Here is a 15,537-nt window from a genome sequence, read left to right as displayed (position 1 = left end):
TTGGGAAGGTTAGGCCAGCGTGCCGACCAGAATGAATTGAACGTCGGTCGTGGCTGTGAAGGTGCCATTGGCACCACGGATCAGATCGCCACCGGTCAGATGCGTTGTTTCAAATTGTCCATCGCCTTTGGCGACATAGGCCAAGTAAGGAGCTGTCAGTTCGATGCTCTGCCCTGCGGTAAGCATGGCCACGTCGATGGTGGTTTCGGCCGAGAAAGACTTCGTGTGGTCAGGCAAACCGCCATAAATACGGACTGTTTCACCCCATGTCGGGCTGAACTTTTTGTACCCGGCTGGTTCGCCTTTCACTTCGGGCATGACCCAAAGTTGAAGCATCCGGTTCTGGGTTTCATCAGGGTTCACTTCGTTATGTTTGAACCCTTCGCCGCCAGCCCGTTGGACCTGTGCGTCATTGGTGTCGAGCGATCCGCCGTGTTCCAAAGACCCCTGATGCGCGACGCGGCCTTCCACCATGACAGAGATCACATCGATCTCTTTGTGTGGATGCATGGTTGTTTCACCTTTGGGATTAAACCGCGCATCAGCCAGATAAACAAAGTTACCGATGCCATCCCAGGCATCCGGATTGGCGCGGTCACCCCAGAGCTTTTTGCCGGTTACAAGACGGTGTTCCTTCAAGCCCGCGAAGCCGCCTTCCGTTAGCGTATCGCGGTGTAGAATTTCCAAACTTTGCGATGTCATAGCGTGTCCAATCAAGCGTGTTGCATTGCTTGATCAGAATATGAGACTATTCCATTTGTGGATCAATTGAGCAAAAAGGCAAAAGAAAATTCTAAAAATGGAACATAGAGACTTAAACGATTTGGCCGTTTTTGCAGCCATTGCGCAGGCTGGTAGCATTACGGGTGCTGCCAAAAAGATGAAGCTTCCGAAGTCGAACGTCAGCCGCAGGCTTTCTCGGTTGGAAGACCGCCTCGGTGTTCAATTGATCGAGCGCAACACCCGCAGCAGTCGGCTGACGTCGATTGGTATACGTTACGCCGATTACTGTCGTCTGATGGTAGAAGAAGCCAATGCTGCCGACGCTGTTGTTGAGACAAGTCTGGGAGAACCGGCAGGGGAACTGAGGGTGTCAGCCTCGGTTCTGGTCGGGCAGCAAATCATTGCGCCAGCGATAGCGGCCTATGGTCAGCAGTTCCCCAAAGTTCAAGTCATCCTGGAATTGACGAACATGAGGGCAAATCTGATTGAGGATGGCTTTGATCTTGCATTCCGCATTGGTGAAAAGCCGGATTCCTCGCTGATGTCACAAGCCATAGGGACGTTTCCTTTTGGTCTCTATGCCAGCCCCGGCTACTTGCGCAGTTCGGGCAACCCTCAACTGCCCAGGGATTTGCAGCACCATCGGTGCTTGATAATGCGCAGCGGGTTCAAAACCTCCCGGTGGAAACTACAGCGAGACGGAGAAGTCATAGATTTCGCGGCCAATGGGGATGTCGTCGTTAACGACTTTCTAACCCTTCGAAGCCTGGCTATCGCAGGTGGCGGTATCGCGATGCTTCCGGCCTATGCTGTACACGCAGAGTGCGCCTCCAGCCTTCTTTCCGCTGTCCTACCAAATTGGAGTGCTTCAAGTGTGCCTCTGTCGGCAATCTATCCGAGCCGCCGCGGCGCGACGCTCAAACAAAGGGCTTTTATCGACCATGTAAGAAAAGCTGCGGAGAACTTGGCTTGATTAAGGATTGTCGTGGCAAAACCGACATTGATGCAGAACGCAGCAGCGGGAATTATGGGCTCGAAGCGGACCAACGCGATGTGCGGACATCTCGTTTTTCGTTGCACCGGCTTCGCTTGCGGGCCGACCGCGCGGTTCGCACGATTTAGGATCTTCCCAATTCGCGCCGGGAATGGTCTGTTGCTGCGGATGACGAAGAGCCCCGTCGGGCCGTAACAGGACAGCGAAGAATGGATATCAAACTCAGCGTTGTTGGCTTGGTGCGCTTCTCGGTGCTGACCCCGACTTACTATTCCGAACGTTTTGCCACGCTTGCGGATACGGCGGCCCATCTCTTCGCGCCAGAGCGGATGGAGCTGCGGTTTCGGGTGTTCGAACGGCTGTGTCTGCGCTCCCTTCTGCGCCAGAGTGATCAGGGGTTTCACCTGATCCTCCTCACCGCCGAAGATATGCCCGAGGCCTATTTGGAGCGCCTTGCGCGTCTGTTGGAGCCTGCCACCAATATCACGCTGATGCCCGTCGGCCCCGGTGCCCATTATCGAATGCTGAAGCAGGGTTATAACGCGGTTCCGCTTGATGGTGCGACGCATCGGTTGATGTTCCGGCTGGATGATGACGATGCGGTGGATCTGGATTATGTCGCGCACAATCGCCGCCTCGCCATGGGGCTGATCCCCCTGCAGAGCGGCAACACGCCTTTCATCCTGGCCAACAACCGTGGCCTTTACCTGCGGCGCACTCAGGGGCCGGATGGCCCGACGGATGAGATTTTCGACGCTTGCGAGAAGGCGCCGCTGTCGGTAGGGGCCGCGCTTGTGGCTCCGGTGGAGTACCGCGACAATCCCTATCGCTACAACCACCGGCGCTACGCGCAGCATTGGAACACATATTCTGACATCTCGACACCTGGCTTCCTGCGCACGATTCATGGCGACAATAAATCCCGCCCGGCGCAGATGGGAATCACACATAAGATGTCGGACACGGAGATTGCCACAGCGCTGGACCGCCATTTCGCTATGACACCGGATCAATTGCGCGACGTGTTGCCGTGATCTCCCGGCTGACTGGAAACCAGCTGGGCGCGCTGTTGATGGTGGGCAGTATGGCCGGTTTCACCCTCAATGATGGGATGGTCAAACTTGCCGGACAAAGCCTTCCGCTCTCGCAGATCCTTGTGGTGCGCGGTGTGGCCGTCAGCCTGCTGATCTATTCGCTGGCGCGGAGCTATGGCGGATTGCGTCTGTCGCTCTCACGGCGTGACTGGGCCTTGGTTGCGGGGCGCAGCCTTGCTGAAATCGCCACCACCTATTTCTTTCTCAGCGCGCTGTTGACCCTGCCAATTGCGAATGTGACGGCCATCTTGCAGATGCTGCCGCTCACAGTGACGCTGGCGGCCGCGCTCCTGTTTGGAGAGCAGGTCGGCTGGCGACGAGCGACCGCCATCGGGGTTGGCTTTTTTGGCATGCTGTTGATCGTACGTCCGGGCGCTGATGGATTTGATACGGGCACAGGCTACGCGCTTGCGGCGGTGATCTGCATCACGGCTCGTGATCTCTTTACCCGGCGTATGTCGGCGGCCGTGCCATCGCTGACGGTCACATTGATGGCGGCTTTGTCGGTGTTGGTGTTTGGCCTCGGGCTTGGCCTACAGGAGACGTGGCAGCCGCTGCCCCTTTTGACCACGCTGATCCTGCTGTTGGCAGCGGGCTGTATCTTTATCGGCTATCTGTTTTCAGTGATGGTGATGCGGGTGGGCGATGTGGCGGCGGTCTCGCCGTTTCGCTACACCGGCCTTCTTTGGGCGCTGCTTCTCGGGTGGCTGATGTTTGACAACTGGCCAGATACGCTCACCCTCATCGGGGCGGCCATTGTGGTCGCGGCGGGCATTTTCAGCCTGTTGCGCGAACGCCCGCGGCGCGCCGCCACGCCAGACCTGTCACCACCGGAATGACACGTCTTACCTCGTGATCGCAAAGCGCGCCTCGAATGCACCTTCCTGCTCGGGGGTGAGACGGGTCAGCTCCGGTTCCTTGGCGCCCTTTTGGCGAGAGTCGTTGGAGGCATTGAGCGTTCGGACGAACATCGGCGCATCCGGAATCGTGATGCTGGGCATGAAGCGGGCGATCTTGTGGTGGGCGAAATTCATGATGCTTTGCTTGCATCCCCCCGCGACATACATGCCCATTGCGGCCACAAAGTAGGGACGGTGCACTTCGGCGGCATAAATCCCATCCGGTTGGAAACGGGCGGTGAACCCCTTGCAGAAATCAATCGCGAGGGTCTGGTTGCGCGCAATCAGCGGTTGGCAGTCTTGAGCGGTTTGTCGCAGCCGTTCAACGAAATCGACTGACACCGCATCATCGTCATCATGGCGAAACTGCAAACAGGGGGCGCCGGGGTCGTGGCGGGCGTCATTCAGCACCTGTTTCATCACCTGTCTGTGCGGACCTGGGGGGAGGGCGCGGATCTTCACCTGCGGCATGTCCGCTGTTAACGCGCGCAGTCGCGCGATGGGTACCTCCGGTAGGCTGTCGCCGATGACAATCACCAGTGTGAAATTCGGATCGGTCTGAGCGCGCAGGCAGGGCAGGGCGACGGTCTCCATCAGATGAAACCGCTCTTCCAGACGCGCTTGCGCATAGAGATAGGCAATGCGCGCCTCTAAACTGTCATGCTCCACCTGAAAGCCGCCGATGGCCGGGTAGGAAAACCGGCATAGACCTATGACCTGCATTGCTGTAGACCCTCGCATCCACGGCCTCTCATATCGGCCTGCTCGTTGTCCGGGACTATGCACCGCGCTGGTTGTGCAGACAAGCAAGCTACTCGCACCGGTTCCCTCCCGGCGTTTGTCACACCTGTCGGTGTTGAGCGCGCCGGTGGCCGCTGTTGACATCCCCCGCGACTCCCCATATACGCCCGCCTATCCGGCACCCGGGGGTCGCCCCAAAAGCCGATATCAAAATCTAAGTGGCCCAAGATCTCGTGCGCCTATTTGCGCGGATCCTCTGTAAACCCACCGCGTCGTTTACCTCGGAATGGAAACGATTGCGGTTTTTGCGCTTGCGGACGCGTAAGTGCGACGAATTTAGCCGTACGTTCAAGGACGTGCATGACACATGTGTTGTTGAGACGGGGAAAGAACCGGAATGCCAACGATCCAACAGCTGATCCGCAAGCCGCGGCAGCCGAAAGTAAAACGCTCTAAGTCCATGCACCTGGAACAGTGCCCGCAAAAGCGCGGCGTCTGCACCCGTGTGTATACCACCACACCGAAGAAACCGAACTCCGCTATGCGGAAAGTTGCGAAGGTCCGCCTGACCAACGGTTTCGAAGTGATCTCCTACATCCCGGGTGAAAGCCACAACCTTCAGGAGCACTCCGTGGTTCTGATCCGTGGCGGCCGTGTAAAAGACCTTCCCGGTGTCCGTTACCACATCCTGCGTGGTGTTCTGGATACCCAGGGCGTCAAAGACCGTAAGCAACGCCGTTCGAAGTACGGCGCGAAGCGTCCTAAATAAGAAGGATATTGATAAATGTCTCGCCGTCACGCTGCTGAGAAACGCGAAGTTCTGCCCGACGCCAAGTTTGGCGACCGCGTTCTGACCAAATTCATGAACAACCTGATGATCGATGGTAAAAAATCGGTCGCAGAAAGCATCGTTTACAACGCATTCGACCGCGTTGAATCGAAAATCAAACGTGCCCCCGTGGAAGTGTTCCACGAAGCCCTGGACAACGTGAAGCCTTCCGTCGAAGTGCGTTCGCGTCGTGTGGGTGGTGCAACCTACCAGGTGCCTGTCGAAGTGCGCCCCGAGCGTCGCGAAGCCCTGGCGATCCGCTGGCTGATCAAAGCGGCCCGCGCACGCAACGAAAACACCATGGAAGAACGCCTCGCCGGTGAGCTGCTGGACGCTGTTCAGTCCCGCGGTACCGCCGTGAAGAAGCGCGAAGACACCCACAAGATGGCAGAGGCCAACAAAGCCTTCTCCCATTATCGCTGGTAAGCTAGGGGACCCAAACCTATGGCACGCGAATATCCGCTCGAACTATACCGTAACTTCGGTATCATGGCGCACATCGATGCAGGTAAAACCACCTGCTCCGAGCGCATCCTGTATTACACCGGCAAATCCCACAACATCGGTGAGGTGCACGATGGTGCAGCCACCATGGACTGGATGGAGCAGGAGCAGGAACGCGGCATCACCATCACTTCGGCTGCGACCACCACCTTCTGGGAACGCACCGAGGATGGCGAAACTGCTGACTCGCCCAAGCACCGCCTGAACATCATCGACACCCCCGGCCACGTTGACTTCACCATCGAAGTTGAGCGTTCGCTGGCGGTTCTCGACGGTGCTGTCTGTGTTCTGGACGCCAACGCTGGTGTTGAACCCCAGACCGAAACCGTGTGGCGTCAGGCTGACCGCTACAAGGTTCCGCGTATGGTGTTCGTCAACAAGATGGACAAGATCGGCGCTGACTTCTTCAACTGCGTTAACATGATCGAAGACCGTACTGGCGCCCGCGCGGTTCCGGTTGGTATTCCGATCGGCGCAGAAACCGAGCTGGAAGGCCTGGTTGATCTGGTCAACATGGAAGAATGGCTGTGGCAGGGTGAAGACCTTGGCGCGTCGTGGATCAAAGCTCCGATCCGTGACAGCCTGAAAGACATGGCCGACGAATGGCGCGGTAAGATGATCGAAGCGGCCGTTGAGCAAGACGACGCTGCGATGGAAAACTACCTGATGGACGGCGCTGAGCCGGACGTCGCGACCCTGCGCGCTCTGCTGCGCAAGGGCACACTGGCACTGGACTTCGTTCCGGTCCTGGGTGGTTCCGCATTCAAGAACAAAGGCGTTCAGCCTCTGCTCAACGCTGTGATCGACTATCTGCCCAGCCCGATGGACGTTGTCGACTACATGGGCTTCAAACCCGGTGACGAAACCGAAACCCGTGACATCGCCCGCCGTGCGGACGACGACATGGCGTTCTCGGGTCTGGCATTCAAAATCATGAACGACCCCTTTGTCGGTTCGCTGACCTTCACCCGGATCTATTCCGGTGTGCTGAACAAGGGCGACACGCTGCTGAACTCGACCAAAGGTCGTAAAGAGCGCGTTGGCCGGATGATGATGATGCACTCCAACGACCGTGAGGAAATCACGGAAGCGTTTGCAGGCGACATCATCGCACTGGCAGGTCTGAAAGACACCACAACCGGTGACACGCTTTGCGCCGTCAACGATCCTGTGGTTCTGGAAACCATGACCTTCCCCGATCCGGTGATTGAGATCGCGGTTGAGCCGAAAACCAAGGCCGACCAGGAGAAAATGTCCCAGGGTCTGCAGCGTCTTGCTGCTGAAGATCCGTCCTTCCGCGTGGAGACCGACATCGAGTCCGGTCAGACCATCATGAAGGGCATGGGCGAACTTCACCTGGACATCTTGGTTGACCGTCTGAAGCGTGAATTCAAGGTCGAAGCCAACATCGGTGCGCCGCAGGTTGCTTATCGTGAGACCATCGGTCACGAAGTTGAACACACCTACACCCACAAGAAACAGTCGGGTGGTTCGGGTCAGTTCGGCGAAGTGAAGATGATCATCTCGCCGACAGAGCCTGGCGAAGGTTACTCCTTCGAATCCCGCATCGTTGGTGGTGCGGTTCCGAAGGAATACATCCCCGGTGTTGAAAAGGGCGTTCAGTCCGTCATGGATAGCGGCCCGCTGGCTGGCTTCCCCGTGATCGACTTCAAGGTTGCCCTGATCGACGGTAAGTTCCACGACGTTGACTCCAGCGTTCTGGCCTTCGAAATCGCAGCACGTATGTGTATGCGTGAAGGCATGCGCAAAGCTGGCGCCAAGATGCTGGAACCGATCATGAAGGTGGAAGTTATCACACCTGAGGATTACACCGGTGGCATTATCGGCGATTTGACCTCGCGTCGTGGTCAGGTGACCGGACAGGAGCCCCGCGGCAACGCAATTGCGATCGATGCATTTGTGCCGCTGGCGAACATGTTCGGCTACATCAACACCCTGCGTTCGATGAGCTCGGGCCGCGCCCAGTTCACCATGCAGTTCGATCACTACGATCCGGTTCCGCAGAACATCTCTGACGAGATCCAGGCAAAATTCGCATAAGCGAACAGATATTGAGGGGTTCGCGCCACGGCGCGTGCCCTTCTCAACACGAAAAGGAGGCCTCTCATGGCTAAGGAAAAGTTTGAACGTACAAAACCGCACGTCAACATCGGCACCATCGGCCACGTTGACCACGGCAAGACCACGCTGACCGCAGCGATCACCAAGTATTTTGGTGACTTCAAAGCCTACGACCAGATCGATGGCGCACCTGAAGAGAAAGCCCGCGGGATCACCATCTCGACCGCGCACGTGGAATATGAGACCGAAGCCCGTCACTACGCCCACGTCGACTGCCCCGGCCACGCTGACTATGTGAAGAACATGATCACCGGTGCGGCGCAGATGGACGGCGCGATCCTGGTTGTGAACGCTGCTGACGGCCCGATGCCGCAGACCCGCGAGCACATCCTGCTGGGCCGCCAGGTTGGCATCCCGAAGATGGTCGTGTTCATGAACAAAGTGGACCAGGTTGACGACGAAGAGCTCCTGGAGCTGGTCGAAATGGAAATCCGCGAACTGCTGTCTTCCTACGACTACCCCGGCGACGATATCCCGATCGTTGCAGGTTCGGCTCTTGCGGCGATGGAAGGCAACAAGCCTGAAATCGGCGAAGAGAAGATCAAAGAGCTGATGGCGGCTGTTGACGATTACATCGACACCCCTGAGCGCGCTGTTGACCAGCCGTTCCTGATGCCGATCGAAGACGTGTTCTCGATCTCCGGTCGTGGTACCGTTGTGACCGGTCGTGTTGAGCGCGGCGTGATCAACGTTGGCGACTCGATCGAAATCGTTGGTATCCGTGACACCTCCACCACCACCTGTACCGGTGTGGAAATGTTCCGCAAGCTGCTGGATCGTGGTGAAGCTGGCGACAACATCGGCGCGCTGCTGCGCGGTGTGGACCGTGACGGTGTTGAGCGTGGTCAGGTTCTGTGTAAGCCGGGTTCCGTGAAGCCGCACACCAAGTTCGAAGCTGAGGCCTATATCCTCACCAAAGAAGAAGGTGGTCGTCACACCCCGTTCTTTGCGAACTACCGTCCGCAGTTCTACTTCCGGACCACCGACGTCACTGGCACCGTGACCCTGCCTGAGGGCACCGAGATGGTTATGCCGGGCGACAACCTGAAGTTCGACGTTGAACTGATCGCACCGATCGCGATGGAAAACGGCCTGCGTTTCGCCATCCGCGAAGGCGGCCGCACCGTCGGCGCCGGCGTTGTGTCGAAAATCACCGACTAAGGTCGAGTTTCCAACGGAAACTCTGGCCTGTGGTGACAGGTGGTTTTCGCTAGAAAATCACCGAGAGCCACTCAGGTGAAACAAAAGAAAGGCCGCTCCAAACGGGGCGGCCTTTTTCTATGTGGTGACATTTGAATAGGGCAGGGGGACGATTTGTGACCTGAGCGAGACGGGAAAGCGGCCAGGGGCCGGAGGCCGTCTTGCAAAAGCTCCAGCGGAGCTTTTGAGGCCGCAAGGAGCGTTAGCTCCGGGAGCGATGCAATCGCGCCTGTACTCCAGGCTGGCCGGGCGCGGCCCGAACGCGGGGCGTCCGGGCGGGGATGAGCAGCAATTATATGCGAGAAAGTTTATGCTCTGGCTGATAGGCAAGCTTCAGCTTGGCTTTTTTCCCGGTTAACGACTCGATTAGTCTCTTGGAGTGGGAGGCTATCTGGCTGCTGTTGCGTGCAGCATACTCGTTGACTTCTCGGATATGGGAAGGCGCCTCAACCACCCTGTCTGGAATTCGATTGGCTTTGTCGCGAGTAAGTACCATCGAGATTTTTGGCGAAATCGGCAGCCAAATCTCCATGTTGGGATTGATTAACCCATTTGGGCCACCGTTTCCTATGCGGTATGCCATCATACTTGACAGGATAAAGGAGTGGTGAGTTTCGCTCACTGCCCATCGAACCTTGAAATCCTTCAACGCCTCTGCTGTCTTTTCAGATCGTTTGACAGTGGCTCTGACACGCACGTCGCGCCCATACTGCCTGAGTAGGGCAGGGTCGTTAAGTATTTCGAGGTAGTGAGAACGCTTCTCGAAATCGGTTTCATCCTCAAGCCCTGCCAAAACGCTCTCCACTAGCGATTGCCCGATTTCTTGGTCGCTTTCGTACTGCTTGACGAACTCTGGAGTCCGCTTGGCCATTTCCATTGCTACAGTTCGCGCGCTTTCCAGAGAGGCTTCTGACAGCCGTGGAACTTTGTCGGCGTCAAATATCCCCAAGACCTCTGGTATGAAGTCGCCTAGAAAGTTGTCTATTTCTCCATAGAAAAGACGTTCAATCGCATCAGAAGGTTGCCCATTCTCGAGGACAGTGTAGTAGTTTCTAATTCGAAAGGTCTTTTCAATGTTTCGAAGTTCAGGCTGAGAGAAACGCCCGTCAGTCCCGCGCTCGGAATACCATATGCGATTGTCTTCGGTTCGAAATCTCTTCTGAAGGACTTTCGGGACAAAGTGGTGGTTCTTAATCCTTTTGGACACAGCGCCCTCTAGCTTCGTTCCTCTTAGGGTTGTTGTAAGGGCGGGTGGTTGTCTTGACAACCACCCGCCCTTAACCCCAACTCAACCTCCCCAACAAACCCAAACCCACCACGTTCTGCAAACCCAACCATCCCCACCCAAACCCCCTTGCCACACACGGCTATCAGGCGTATACGGCGCCATCCCGCTCTGCGGGGATGAGGCGGGGTGATTCCCGCCTTTTGGGTTCGATGAGGGTGCGCGGTGGTCGCTTGCCCTCCTCTCAACCCCAACGCCTGAAAAAAAGGCATGACTATGCAAAGCCAAAATATCCGTATCCGGCTGAAGGCATTCGACTTCCGTGTACTGGACGCCAGCACGCAGGAAATCGTGAACACTGCCAAGCGGACCGGCGCGCAGGTGCGCGGCCCGATCCCCCTGCCGAACAAGATTGAGAAATTCACCGTTCTGCGTGGCCCGCACGTTGACAAGAAATCTCGTGACCAGTTCGAGATCCGCACCCACAAGCGGCTCCTGGACATCGTTGATCCGACCCCCCAGACCGTGGACGCGCTGATGAAGCTCGACCTCGCCGCTGGTGTGGACGTCGAAATCAAGCTGCAATCCTAAGATCGGAGGGTAAACATATGCGCTCTGGTATTATCGCAAAGAAAGTCGGCATGACCCGGCTGTTCCTCGAAGACGGCAAGCAGGTTCCTGTGACCGTTCTTCAGCTGGACGGCCTGCAAGTGACCGCACAGCGCACCGAGGAAAAAGACGGCTACACCGCCGTTCAGCTCGGCGCAGGTTCGGCCAAGGTCAAGCGCGTCTCCAAAGCCATGCGTGGCCACTTCGCAGCAGCGAAGGTTGAGCCCAAGCGCAAGCTGGTTGAATTCCGCGTGCCTGCGGACGCCCTGATCGAAGTGGGTGCGGAAATCTCCGCCGAGCACTTCCTGGAAGGTCAGAAGGTTGACGTGACCGGCACCTCCATCGGTAAAGGTTTTGCCGGTGCGATGAAGCGCTGGAACTTTGGTGGTCTGCGCGCCTCGCACGGTGTGTCGATCTCCCACCGTTCCCACGGTTCGACCGGTCAGTGTCAGGATCCCGGCAAGGTTTTCAAAGGCAAGAAAATGGCCGGTCACATGGGTGCTGCCCGCGTGACAACTCAGAACCTTGAAGTCGTCAAGACCGACGCCGATCGTGGCCTGATCATGATCAAAGGCGCCGTTCCCGGCTCCAAAGGTGGCTGGGTCACCGTCAAAGACGCCGTGAAAAAGAAAGCCCCCGAAGGTCTGCCCTATCCGGCAGCTCTGAAGTCGGCTGCAGCGGAAGAAGTCTCCGCGGAAGGTGGTGAAGCATGAAACTTGATGTGATCAAACTGGACGGCGGCAAAGCCGGCGACATCGAGCTGGATGCAGAGCTGTTCGGCCTCGAGCCGCGCACCGACATCCTGCACCGTGTGGTGCGCTGGCAGCGTAACAACGCGCAGGCCGGTACCCACAAGGTCAAGACGCGGTCCGAGACCTCCTACTCGACCAAGAAGATCTATCGCCAAAAAGGCACCGGTGGCGCACGTCACGGTGACCGTAACGCGCCGATCTTCCGCAAGGGTGGTATCTACAAGGGTCCGACCCCGCGTTCGCACGGCCACGATCTGACCAAGAAATTCCGCAAGCTGGGTCTGCGCCATGCGCTGTCCGCCAAAGCAAAAGCGGGTGAACTGGTCGTTATTGAAAACGCCGATTCCGCAGGCAAGACAGCCGCTCTGGCCAAGCAGGTCAAGGACCTGGGCTGGAAGCGCGCGCTGGTCATCGATGGCGCATCCGTGGACGAGGGCTTCGCCCGCGCCGCGCGCAACATCGAAGGTCTGGATATCCTGCCGACAATGGGCGCAAACGTCTATGACATCCTGAAGCGTGACACCCTGGTGCTCACCAAAGCAGGTGTCGAAGCACTGGAGGCTCGCCTGAAATGAGCGCGAAGGCAGAACACTACGACGTGATCCGCAAGCCGATCATCACCGAAAAAGCAACCATGGCATCCGAAACCGGTGCAGTGGTGTTTGAAGTGTCGATCGACTCCAACAAACCCCAGATCAAAGAAGCCGTAGAGGCGCTCTTTGGTGTGAAGGTCAAAGCGGTTAACACCACCATCACCAAGGGTAAGGTCAAGCGTTTCCGCGGCCAGCTGGGCAAGCGTAAAGACGTGAAAAAAGCCTATGTCACCCTGGAAGAAGGCAACACCATCGACGTGTCCACCGGACTCTGAGATCCGTTTGTCTGAGACTTAAGAAGGCCCCTGCGAAAGCGGGGGCCTTTTTTTGTTGAGGGAGCCACGAAGGGTGGGGCCCGACCTCGGGCGGATGCGAAGCGCCCTCCCGAGGCCGGGCGCTGCTCGGCTAGATTCTTGACACGTCGCGTGCGGAGCCTGCGCAACGAGCTTCCGGAGAGAAGGCACTGCATAAGCTGTAAGAAGGAGCTTTCCCAGAGTGATTTATCGCAGAGCCGGGCTTGGCTACGGCGCCAGGACTAGAGCCTAAACGCCAAGCTTCTTTTCAAAGAGGTCATAGTAAAGGTGCTCCAAAATATTGTTCAGTGATAAATTGCAATCAACCTCCCACTCTTCAATTTTGTCTTGCCGGCCCATTCTTTCTTTCCCTTTGAAATAGTAGTGGTACAAGTCCTCTGCATGAAAAAGAATCTCCCTCAATCGAATATCGAGGTCTTGAAATAAGCCGAAATCATATCGTTCGCTAGGAGCGCCACCCGTAAACCTCAAACAGATAAGCGCGTCATCTGTTTGAAATGGGTCTGCGGGAAAATTGATGTGTTGCCGAAAGTAGAAGACAAACCGGTACACTCTTTCACCATCCACTTTAAGCGTTTGACTGAAGAACCAAGTGTCGCGCCTACGTACTCCTGAGTTCATTTCTTTCCATGCCTTGAAGTCCATTATAGGATAGGATTGATGCTCAATTTCTAGTACGTCGGATGCAGTTCCGACTTCTTGCGCGGTGGCTTCAAAGGCTGATTGAATTTCATTCATTTTATGCGCCCAAACCAAATACTGTTTGTGTTGCGCGCCACGCTTTTTGTCATCGGCTTTTTTAGCCAGGCGAGTCACCCAGACAGTACGTTCTTGACGCTCATTGGCAATACCACTTGCTTTGGCAACAATATTTAATTGCCGGTTAGCGATAATACTTACCAAGCCGTCCCAGTCATCGTTGTCAGCTTCGGAAAGAGCATCGTAGTAGTCGTCCCTTAATGCAGATGGGACGCCAGTTGGGAATAGCTTTCCTGAGAGCAACGCAAAGTCCTGTAGCAGGCGAGCAGTTCTCCCATTACCGTCGAGAAAAGGGTGTATGTACGTGAAGCGATTGTGTAGCCAGGCTGCTCTTACGATAGGATGCGCAGTGCTATCCTCTAAATAAATTGCTATCATTTCCTTCATGCAAATCGGTACATCTGTATGCGAAGGAGGAGTGAATAAAGCCTGCGATATTTTCACGTCCCGCTGTCGGTATGATCCCGGCGTCTCACCTACTTTATCTTCGATCTTCGCGTGGATTTGACGAATTAGAGCCTCGCTGAGTTTTTCACCAGCTTCAGCTGCGTCAATTGTCAGCTCATCGGCGCTCAAAGCATTGAGAACTTCTTGCTCGGACTTAGATGAAGAGTCCATAAGCGTCATGGAATCCATTATGGCTAATGTTTGCCTGCGTGTTGCAACGATTCCTTCCATATTGAGACTGGAAGTGACCCGGTCAGGCAAAAAGGCCATCTTAAGTCTGTCTTTAACGTCCGAACTCAAGGGGCGGAGTTTGTTGAACTCTTTGATCTCGGAATCCACTTGGTCCAAAAGTTGTTCAGTATCTTGACGTAAAGTGATGTGTGAGGGGGTTCCAAGTTGTATCAATTCTACGTCTCCAAGGTCGCCTGTTGTGCTTATTAAATTTATTGGTTTCGCGATGCGATGCGAAGTGAGGGGAAGGCTTCGCGCTTGAGTATGGTTCGCGCTGTTGGAAGTGTCTATAGGTTGTGCGTTAATTGAGGGATCGCTATCGTGGCTCACTAAGGTTTCAATTCGGCTAGTTGAGGCAGACATGGTAGGAGAAGCTGTCAATCTTTTTCAAGAATTCTTCGTAGCCCCGTAGACTTGATCAAGCACCTCTGCTAAGCCGCAGCAATCCTGACGACCCCGGATTCGCTCCGGGGTTATTACGTTTGTCAGGATGTTCGAACCTGGGGACCTTCGGGGCCCTATAATCTGGCCACCCTAGTAGGGCGTCTCATCGTGGGACAACCGGGCGGGGGGCTTACACATAGCGGGCCCAAAGACAAAAACCTAAGGGTCTGCACGCTAAACGGAAGACAGAAAGCATGGCACTCAAGTCGTATAAGCCGACGACGCCGGGCCAGCGTGGGCTGGTTCTGATCGACCGTTCGGAGCTTTGGAAAGGGCGTCCGGTCAAATCTCTCACTGAGGGTCTGACCAAATCGGGCGGCCGGAACAACACCGGACGGATCACTTCACGTCGTCGTGGCGGCGGCGCAAAGCGTCTCTACCGGATCGTTGACTTCAAACGGAACAAATTTGATGTCGCGGCAACCGTTGAACGGATCGAATATGACCCGAACCGGACCGCATTCATCGCGCTGATCAAATACGAAGACGGCGAGCAGGCCTATATCCTCGCTCCGCAGCGTCTGGCAGTTGGTGACAAAGTCGTTGCATCCGCAAAGGCCGACATCAAGCCGGGCAACGCAATGCCGTTCTCGGGCATGCCGATCGGTACCATCGTTCACAACATCGAAATGAAGCCCGGCAAAGGCGGCCAGATCGCCCGTGCAGCCGGTACTTACGCTCAGTTCGTTGGTCGTGATGGTGGCTACGCTCAGATCCGCCTGTCCTCGGGCGAACTGCGCCTGGTTCGTCAGGAATGCATGGCCACCGTTGGTGCGGTCAGCAACCCCGACAACTCGAACCAGAACTTTGGTAAAGCCGGCCGTATGCGCCACAAGGGCAAGCGTCCTTCTGTGCGTGGTGTGGTTATGAACCCGATCGACCACCCGCACGGTGGTGGTGAAGGTCGTACCTCCGGTGGCCGTCACCCCGTGACACCCTGGGGTAAGCCGACCAAAGGCAAGCGTACCCGCAACAAAAACAAAGCGTCGCAAAAGCTTATCATCCGCTCGCGCCACGCCAAGAAGAAGGGACGTTAA

Annotated in this window: 16 protein-coding genes; 12 read left to right on the top strand and 4 right to left on the bottom strand. The window is 56.4% G+C overall.

All coding sequences use genetic code 11. The annotated features are described in order from the left end of the window. Positions 1-9: 9 nt before the first annotated feature. A complete protein-coding gene (locus J4721_RS11990) occupies positions 10-702 on the bottom strand; it encodes a pirin family protein (protein WP_211002782.1) in 693 nt (230 codons plus the stop codon). Between the two features lie 97 nt (positions 703-799). Between J4721_RS11990 and J4721_RS11985 the strand changes: the two genes are divergently transcribed. From J4721_RS11985 to J4721_RS11975, 3 genes are all read left to right on the top strand, one after another. Continuing rightward, positions 800-1,696 (top strand): LysR family transcriptional regulator, encoded by an 897-nt coding sequence (locus J4721_RS11985; protein WP_211002750.1) that lies wholly within the window; start codon positions 800-802, stop codon positions 1,694-1,696. A gap of 230 nt (positions 1,697-1,926) precedes the next feature. Next, a complete protein-coding gene (locus J4721_RS11980; RefSeq protein WP_211002749.1) occupies positions 1,927-2,751 on the top strand; it encodes a glycosyltransferase in 825 nt (274 codons plus the stop codon). Positions 2,752-2,801: 50 nt separating this feature from the next. After that, positions 2,802-3,650, top strand: a complete 849-nt coding sequence (locus tag J4721_RS11975; protein WP_247656080.1) for a DMT family transporter — start codon at positions 2,802-2,804, stop codon at positions 3,648-3,650. Between the two features lie 6 nt (positions 3,651-3,656). Here J4721_RS11975 and J4721_RS11970 read toward each other — a convergent pair whose 3' ends face one another. Further along, positions 3,657-4,433, bottom strand: coding sequence for a putative rhamnosyl transferase (locus J4721_RS11970; protein WP_211002747.1), 777 nt, complete (start codon positions 4,431-4,433; stop codon positions 3,657-3,659). A gap of 415 nt (positions 4,434-4,848) precedes the next feature. Between J4721_RS11970 and rpsL the strand changes: the two genes are divergently transcribed. From rpsL to tuf, 4 genes are all read left to right on the top strand, one after another. Then, positions 4,849-5,220: a 30S ribosomal protein S12 gene (gene rpsL, locus J4721_RS11965; protein WP_005621086.1), complete on the top strand. Its 372-nt coding sequence runs from the start codon at positions 4,849-4,851 to the stop codon at positions 5,218-5,220. Between the two features lie 15 nt (positions 5,221-5,235). Next, positions 5,236-5,706 carry a 30S ribosomal protein S7 gene (gene rpsG, locus J4721_RS11960; protein ID WP_014876015.1) on the top strand — a complete coding sequence of 157 codons (471 nt, stop codon included), beginning with the start codon at positions 5,236-5,238 and terminating at the stop codon, positions 5,704-5,706. Positions 5,707-5,724: 18 nt separating this feature from the next. Beyond that, a complete protein-coding gene (gene fusA / locus J4721_RS11955; RefSeq protein ID WP_102887031.1) occupies positions 5,725-7,845 on the top strand; it encodes an elongation factor G in 2,121 nt (706 codons plus the stop codon). Between the two features lie 66 nt (positions 7,846-7,911). Next, positions 7,912-9,087, top strand: coding sequence for an elongation factor Tu (tuf, locus tag J4721_RS11950; protein ID WP_014876013.1), 1,176 nt, complete (start codon positions 7,912-7,914; stop codon positions 9,085-9,087). Positions 9,088-9,418: 331 nt separating this feature from the next. On the opposite strand, the gene J4721_RS11945 is transcribed toward tuf, so the two are convergent. Further along, positions 9,419-10,393 (bottom strand): DUF4238 domain-containing protein, encoded by a 975-nt coding sequence (locus J4721_RS11945; protein WP_081498373.1) that lies wholly within the window; start codon positions 10,391-10,393, stop codon positions 9,419-9,421. 234 nt (positions 10,394-10,627) lie between these two features. On the opposite strand from J4721_RS11945, the gene rpsJ reads away from it, so the two are divergent. The 4 genes from rpsJ to J4721_RS11925 are packed head-to-tail and all read left to right on the top strand — an operon-like array spanning position 10,628 to position 12,580. Continuing rightward, a complete protein-coding gene (gene rpsJ / locus J4721_RS11940; protein ID WP_008563081.1) occupies positions 10,628-10,942 on the top strand; it encodes a 30S ribosomal protein S10 in 315 nt (104 codons plus the stop codon). A gap of 17 nt (positions 10,943-10,959) precedes the next feature. Next, a complete protein-coding gene (rplC, locus tag J4721_RS11935) occupies positions 10,960-11,673 on the top strand; it encodes a 50S ribosomal protein L3 (RefSeq protein WP_014876010.1) in 714 nt (237 codons plus the stop codon). Continuing rightward, a complete protein-coding gene (gene rplD / locus J4721_RS11930; protein ID WP_014878913.1) occupies positions 11,670-12,287 on the top strand; it encodes a 50S ribosomal protein L4 in 618 nt (205 codons plus the stop codon). The genes rplC and rplD overlap by 4 nt, the downstream gene beginning before the upstream one ends. Next, positions 12,284-12,580: a 50S ribosomal protein L23 gene (locus J4721_RS11925; RefSeq protein WP_014876008.1), complete on the top strand. Its 297-nt coding sequence runs from the start codon at positions 12,284-12,286 to the stop codon at positions 12,578-12,580. The genes rplD and J4721_RS11925 overlap by 4 nt, the downstream gene beginning before the upstream one ends. A gap of 267 nt (positions 12,581-12,847) precedes the next feature. On the opposite strand, the gene J4721_RS11920 is transcribed toward J4721_RS11925, so the two are convergent. Beyond that, entirely contained in the window at positions 12,848-14,386 is a 1,539-nt protein-coding gene (locus J4721_RS11920; protein ID WP_211003478.1) for a Fic family protein, read from the bottom strand. Between the two features lie 308 nt (positions 14,387-14,694). Here J4721_RS11920 and rplB point away from each other — a divergent pair, with 308 nt between their 5' ends. Then, the gene (gene rplB / locus J4721_RS11915; RefSeq protein ID WP_014876006.1) at positions 14,695-15,537 is read left to right on the top strand and encodes a 50S ribosomal protein L2; all 843 of its coding nucleotides are present in this window, start codon (positions 14,695-14,697) and stop codon (positions 15,535-15,537) included.

It is taken from the genome of Phaeobacter sp. HS011, assembly GCF_018101215.1.
Lineage (GTDB): Bacteria > Pseudomonadota > Alphaproteobacteria > Rhodobacterales > Rhodobacteraceae > Phaeobacter > Phaeobacter inhibens.
Note: the sequence above shows the minus strand (reverse complement) of the source record. Positions and strands in the feature narration are given on the sequence as shown.

Coding starts and splice junctions, on each gene's coding strand:
- J4721_RS11990 (WP_211002782.1), bottom strand. CDS start 702: ATGACATCGCAAAGTTTGGAAATTCTACACCGCGATACGCTAACGGAA.
- J4721_RS11985 (WP_211002750.1), top strand. CDS start 800: ATGGAACATAGAGACTTAAACGATTTGGCCGTTTTTGCAGCCATTGCG.
- J4721_RS11980 (WP_211002749.1), top strand. CDS start 1,927: ATGGATATCAAACTCAGCGTTGTTGGCTTGGTGCGCTTCTCGGTGCTG.
- J4721_RS11975 (WP_247656080.1), top strand. CDS start 2,802: ATGGCCGGTTTCACCCTCAATGATGGGATGGTCAAACTTGCCGGACAA.
- J4721_RS11970 (WP_211002747.1), bottom strand. CDS start 4,433: ATGCAGGTCATAGGTCTATGCCGGTTTTCCTACCCGGCCATCGGCGGC.
- rpsL (WP_005621086.1), top strand. CDS start 4,849: ATGCCAACGATCCAACAGCTGATCCGCAAGCCGCGGCAGCCGAAAGTA.
- rpsG (WP_014876015.1), top strand. CDS start 5,236: ATGTCTCGCCGTCACGCTGCTGAGAAACGCGAAGTTCTGCCCGACGCC.
- fusA (WP_102887031.1), top strand. CDS start 5,725: ATGGCACGCGAATATCCGCTCGAACTATACCGTAACTTCGGTATCATG.
- tuf (WP_014876013.1), top strand. CDS start 7,912: ATGGCTAAGGAAAAGTTTGAACGTACAAAACCGCACGTCAACATCGGC.
- rpsJ (WP_008563081.1), top strand. CDS start 10,628: ATGCAAAGCCAAAATATCCGTATCCGGCTGAAGGCATTCGACTTCCGT.
- rplC (WP_014876010.1), top strand. CDS start 10,960: ATGCGCTCTGGTATTATCGCAAAGAAAGTCGGCATGACCCGGCTGTTC.
- rplD (WP_014878913.1), top strand. CDS start 11,670: ATGAAACTTGATGTGATCAAACTGGACGGCGGCAAAGCCGGCGACATC.
- J4721_RS11925 (WP_014876008.1), top strand. CDS start 12,284: ATGAGCGCGAAGGCAGAACACTACGACGTGATCCGCAAGCCGATCATC.
- rplB (WP_014876006.1), top strand. CDS start 14,695: ATGGCACTCAAGTCGTATAAGCCGACGACGCCGGGCCAGCGTGGGCTG.